Source organism: Ideonella azotifigens, assembly GCF_006519715.1.
Taxonomy (GTDB): domain Bacteria; phylum Pseudomonadota; class Gammaproteobacteria; order Burkholderiales; family Burkholderiaceae_C; genus Ideonella; species Ideonella azotifigens.
Genome location: NZ_VIDT01000397.1, coordinates 1 through 5,269, shown reverse-complemented (window position 1 = coordinate 5,269; position 5,269 = coordinate 1). Strand labels below are relative to the sequence as shown.

3 protein-coding genes are annotated in these 5,269 nt (G+C 67.7%); all 3 read left to right on the top strand.

The window, feature by feature from the left end:
- The first annotated feature begins 165 nt into the window (after nt 1–165).
- On the top strand, nt 166–2,634 hold the full coding sequence (gene nirB, locus FKP22_RS20325; RefSeq protein WP_141289513.1) for a nitrite reductase large subunit NirB: 2,469 nt from the start codon (nt 166–168) through the stop codon (nt 2,632–2,634).
- A gap of 17 nt (nt 2,635–2,651) precedes the next feature.
- Nucleotides 2,652–3,032, top strand: coding sequence for a nitrite reductase small subunit NirD (nirD, locus tag FKP22_RS20320; RefSeq protein WP_141289512.1), 381 nt, complete (start codon nt 2,652–2,654; stop codon nt 3,030–3,032).
- An 11-nt stretch (nt 3,033–3,043) separates the two neighbouring features.
- The coding region (locus FKP22_RS20315; protein ID WP_141289511.1) for a molybdopterin oxidoreductase family protein at nt 3,044–5,269 on the top strand (2,226 nt) is incomplete at its 3' end.

Genomic DNA, 5,269 nt, shown 5'->3' with positions numbered 1-5,269 from the left:
AATCCTCGTTCAGCGGGCGGGCGCCACGCTCGCTGCAGCAGCCGATGTCAACTTCAAAGCTCATGCCGGGATTGTCAACGGCCTCGCCGGCCGGTGCTGAGCGCCCGAATACCGTTTCCGTCCTCTCTCCTACCGATTCAACGCCCCGCCCTCAAGGACTCCGCCATGAAAAAGATGAAGCTCGTGATGATCGGCAACGGCATGGCCGGCGTGCGCACGCTGGAAGAGCTGCTGAAGATCGCCCCGGACATGTACGACATCACCGTTTTCGGTGCCGAGCCGCATCCGAACTACAACCGCATCCTGCTGTCGCCGGTGTTGGCGGGTGAACAGACCATCGACGAGATCATCCTGAACCCGCTGAGCTGGTACGAGGAACACGGCATCACGCTGCACCTGGGCAAGACGGTGGTCGACGTGGACCGGGCGCGCCGCGTGGTCACCGCGGCCGACGGCACGGTCGCCGAATACGAGCGGCTGCTGATCACCACCGGTTCGAATCCTTTCATCCTGCCAGTGCCCGGAAAGGACCTGATCGGCGTGATCGCGTACCGCGACATCGCCGACACCAACACGATGATCGAGACCGCCAAGACGCACAAGCATGCGGTCGTCATCGGCGGCGGCCTGCTGGGGCTGGAGGCGGCCAACGGGCTGATGCTGCGCGGCATGTCGGTCACCGTGGTGCACATCAGCAGCTGGCTGATGGAGCGCCAGCTGGACACCGTGGCCGGCAAGCTGCTGGAGAAGTCGCTGGCCGACCGGGGCCTGAAGTTCGAGCTGGGCGCCCACACCGCGGCGCTGCTGGGCAACGACGAAGGTCGAGTTCGTGCGGTGCAGTTCAAGGACGGCCGCGAGATCCCGGCCGACCTGGTGGTGATGGCCGCCGGCATCCGCCCGAACACCACGCTGGCCGAGAAGATCGGCCTGCACTGCCAGCGCGGCATCGTCGTCACCGACACCATGCAGACCGTGACCGACGCGCGCATCTACTCGGTTGGCGAATGCGCCGCGCACCGCGGCATTGCCTACGGCCTGGTGGCGCCGCTGTTCGAGCAGGGCAAGGTCTGCGCCACGCACCTGGCGCACTTCGGCATCGGCCGCTACACCGGCTCGCAGACCAGCACCAAGCTCAAGGTCACCGGCATCGACCTGTTCTCGGCCGGCGACTTCATGGGCGGCGAAGGTTGCGAGGAAATCCTGCTGTCCGACCCGACCGCGCCGGGCGGCGGCATCTACAAGAAGCTGGTGATCAAGGACGACAAGCTGGTCGGCGCCTGCCTGTATGGCGACACGGTGGACGGCAGCTGGTACTTCAAGCTGCTGCGCGAAGGCCGCTCGGTGGCCGACATCCGCGACCGCCTGATGTTCGGCGAGAGCAACATCGGCGACACGGGCCACGAAGGCCACAACAAGGCCGCGGCGATGGCCGACAGCGACGAGGTCTGCGGCTGCAACGGCGTCAACAAGGGCGCCATCTGCAAGGCCATCAAGGACAAGGGCCTGTTCACGCTGGAAGAGGTGCGCAAGCACACCAAGGCCAGCGCCTCCTGCGGCTCCTGCACCGGCCTGGTCGAGCAGCTGATCATGTTCACCGCCGGTGGCGACTATTCGGCCACGCCGAAGAAGAAGGCCATGTGCGGCTGCACCGACCACAGCCACCAGGAAGTGCGTGACGCGATCTTCAAGGACCACCTGACCAGCATCCCGCAGCTCATGCAGCACCTGGGCTGGAAGACGCCCAACGGCTGCGCCAGCTGCCGCCCTGCGCTGAACTACTACCTCATTTCGTCCTGGCCCAAGGAGGCAAAGGACGATCCGCAGAGCCGCTTCATCAACGAGCGCTCGCACGCCAACATCCAAAAGGACGGCACCTACTCCGTCATCCCGCGCATGTGGGGCGGCGAGACCACCGCCGACGAGCTGCGCCGCATTGCCGATGCGGTGGACAAGTACAAGATCCCCACGGTGAAGGTCACCGGCGGCCAGCGCATCGACCTGCTGGGCGTGAAGAAGGAAGACCTGGTCAACGTCTGGAAGGACATCGGCATGCCTTCTGGCCATGCCTATGCCAAGGCGCTGCGCACCGTGAAGACCTGCGTGGGCTCGGAGTGGTGCCGCATGGGCACGCAGGACAGCACCCAGATGGGCAAGGACCTCGAGCGTGCGATGTGGCGCATGTACGCGCCGCACAAGGTCAAGTTCGCCGTCTCGGGCTGCCCGCGCAACTGCGCTGAAGCCGGCATCAAGGACGTGGGCATCATCGGCGTGGACTCCGGCTGGGAGATGTACGTGGCTGGCAACGGCGGCATCAAGACCGAGGTCGCCCACTTCTTCACCAAGCTGAAGACGGCCGAAGAGGTGCTGGAATACACCGGCGCCTTCATGCAGCTTTACCGCAAGGAAGGCTGGTACCTGGAACGCACCGTGCATTACGTCAGCCGCGTGGGCCTGGATTACGTGAAGAAGAAGATCCTCGACGACCACGAGGGCCGCAAGGCGCTGTGGGCCGAGCTGCAGTTCGCGCTGGACGGCGAACCGGACCCGTGGTTCGATTTCGACAAGGCACGCGTGGACACCCGCCAGTTCCAGCCGCTGCAGCCGCAGCTGGCTTCCTCCGCCACCAGCGCCTGAACACGGAGACCTTCGCCATGACCACCTGGACCCCCATCTGCCGCATTGACGACATCCCCGTGCTGGGCTCGCGCCGTGTGCTGCGCGAAAAAGGCGCGGCCGTCGCGCTGTTCCGCACCGAGACCAACGAAGTGTTCGCACTGCTGGACCGCTGCCCGCACAAGGCCGGCCAGCTGTCGCAAGGCATCGTCTTCGGCAGCAGCGTGGCCTGCCCGCTGCACAACTGGACGATTGGCCTGCACGACGGCCAGGCCGCTGCGCCGGACGTGGGCTGCACGCCGCGCTTTGCGGTGCGCATCGAAGACGGCGCCGTCAGCCTGAAGGCCGATGAACTGGCCACGCTGGGCACCGAGCTGCCGCTGCCGATGGCCGGCCCCTGCCTGCGCCACGCGGCCTGAAGGAGACCGCCATGGTGCAGACGCGCTCGACCTGTCCGTACTGCGGCGTCGGTTGCGGCGTCGTGATCGAACACGATGGCGCGCAGATCACCGGCGTCTCAGGCGATCCCGACCACCCGGCCAACTTCGGCCGGCTGTGCACCAAGGGCTCCACGCTGCACCTGACCGCCAGCGCCAGCATCACCCGCCAGACGCGGCTGCTGCAGCCGCTGCTGCGCGCCGAGCGCGGCAAGCCCGCCACGCCTGTCACCTGGAACACCGCGCTGGACCTGGCAGCCGAGCGGCTCTCGACCATCCACCAGCAGCACGGTGCCGACGCGATCGGCGTCTACATCTCCGGCCAGCTGCTGACCGAGGACTACTACGTCTTCAACAAGCTGGTGAAGGGCCTGCTGGGCAGCAACCATGTGGACACCAACTCGCGCCTGTGCATGAGCAGCGCGGTGGCCGGCTACAAAGCCACACTGGGAGCCGATGCACCACCTTGCAGCTACGAGGACCTGGCTCTGGCCGACACGGTCTTCATCACCGGCAGCAACATGGCCTGGGCCCACCCCATCCTGTTCCGCCGGCTGGAAGACGGCAAGCGTGCGAAGCCTGAGCAGAAGTGGATCGTCGCCGACCCGCGTCGCACCGAGACAGCGGCGATGGCCGACCTGCACCTGCCGCTGCTGCCCGGCAGCGACGTGGCGCTGTACCACGGCCTGCTGCACCTGATGCTGTGGGAAGGCTTCACGAAGCCGGCCTACATCGCCGCCCACACCGAAGGCTTCGACGCGCTGAAGGCGCGCGTGCGCGACTTCACGCCACGCGAAACCGCCCGCCTCACCGGCCTGCGCGAGGACGACCTGCTGACCGCCGCGCGCTGGTTCGGCGACAGCCCGGCCACCTTGTCGCTCTACTGCCAGGGCCTGAACCAGAGCGCCGACGGCACCGCGAAGAACGCCGCGCTGATCAACCTGCACCTGGCCAGCGGCCAGATCGGCAAGCCCGGCGCCGGCCCGTTTTCGCTGACCGGCCAACCGAATGCGATGGGCGGCCGCGAAGTGGGCGGCCTGGCCAACCTGCTGTCCGCGCACCGCGACCTGGCCAACCCCGACCACCGCGCCGAGGTGGCCAGGCTGTGGGGCGTGCCCAGCGTGCCTTCGAAGCCCGGCAAGAGCGCGGTCGAGATGTTCCAGGCCGCGGCCGATGGCGAAATCAAGGCGCTGTGGATTGCCTGCACGAATCCGGCCCAGTCCATGCCCGACCAGGCCATGGTGCGCCGCGCGCTGGAACGTGCCGAGTTCGTGATCCTGCAGGAAGCTTTTGCCACCACCGCCACCGCGCCGTTTGCCGACCTGCTGCTGCCGGCCACGACCTGGGGCGAGAAGGACGGCACGGTGACCAACAGCGAGCGCCGCATCAGCCGCGTGCGGCCAGCCATTCCGGCAGCAGGCCAGGCCCGGCACGACTGGCACATTGCCGCCGACATCGCCCGCCGCATCGCCACCCGCATCGCGCCGGGCCGCATTGCGATGTTCGACTACGCGACACCCGAATCGGTCTGGAACGAGCACCGCGAAAGCACGCGTGGCCGCGACCTGGACATCACCGGCCTGAGCTACGCCATGTTGGAGACGCAAGGCCCGCAGCAGTGGCCGCTGCCCGAAGGTGCCACCCAAGGCCAGGCCCGGCTCTACGAAGACGGCCGCTTCGCCACCGCCAGCGGCAAGGCCAAATTTGCCGACGTGCCGTTCAAGCCGCTGGCCGAACCGCGCGACGCGCAATACCCGTTCAGCCTGGGCACCGGCCGCTTGCGCGACCAGTGGCACGGCATGAGCCGCACCGGCACGCTGGGCCGGCTGTTCGGCCACGACAGCCTGCCGGCGGTGGACCTGGCGCCGGCCGACATGGCACGCCTGAAACTGGCCGAAGGCGACCTGGTCGAAGTGCGCTCGCGCCGCGGCTCGCTGGTGCTGCCGGCGCGTGGCAGCGACACCGTCCTGCCCACGCAAGCCTTCATCGCGATGCACTGGGGCGAAGAAGTGCTGACCGGGCACGACGCGCAGGGCCGGCCGGTGCCTGGCGTCAACGCGCTGACCACGCCCGCGTACTGCCCCATCTCCAAGCAGCCCGAGCTGAAGCACTGCGCGGTGCACATCGCCAAGGCCCACGTGCCGTGGCGGCTCACCGCGATGGCCTGGCTGCCGGCCGACCAGGCGCTGGCACTGCGCGAGCAGATGCACCCCTTGCTG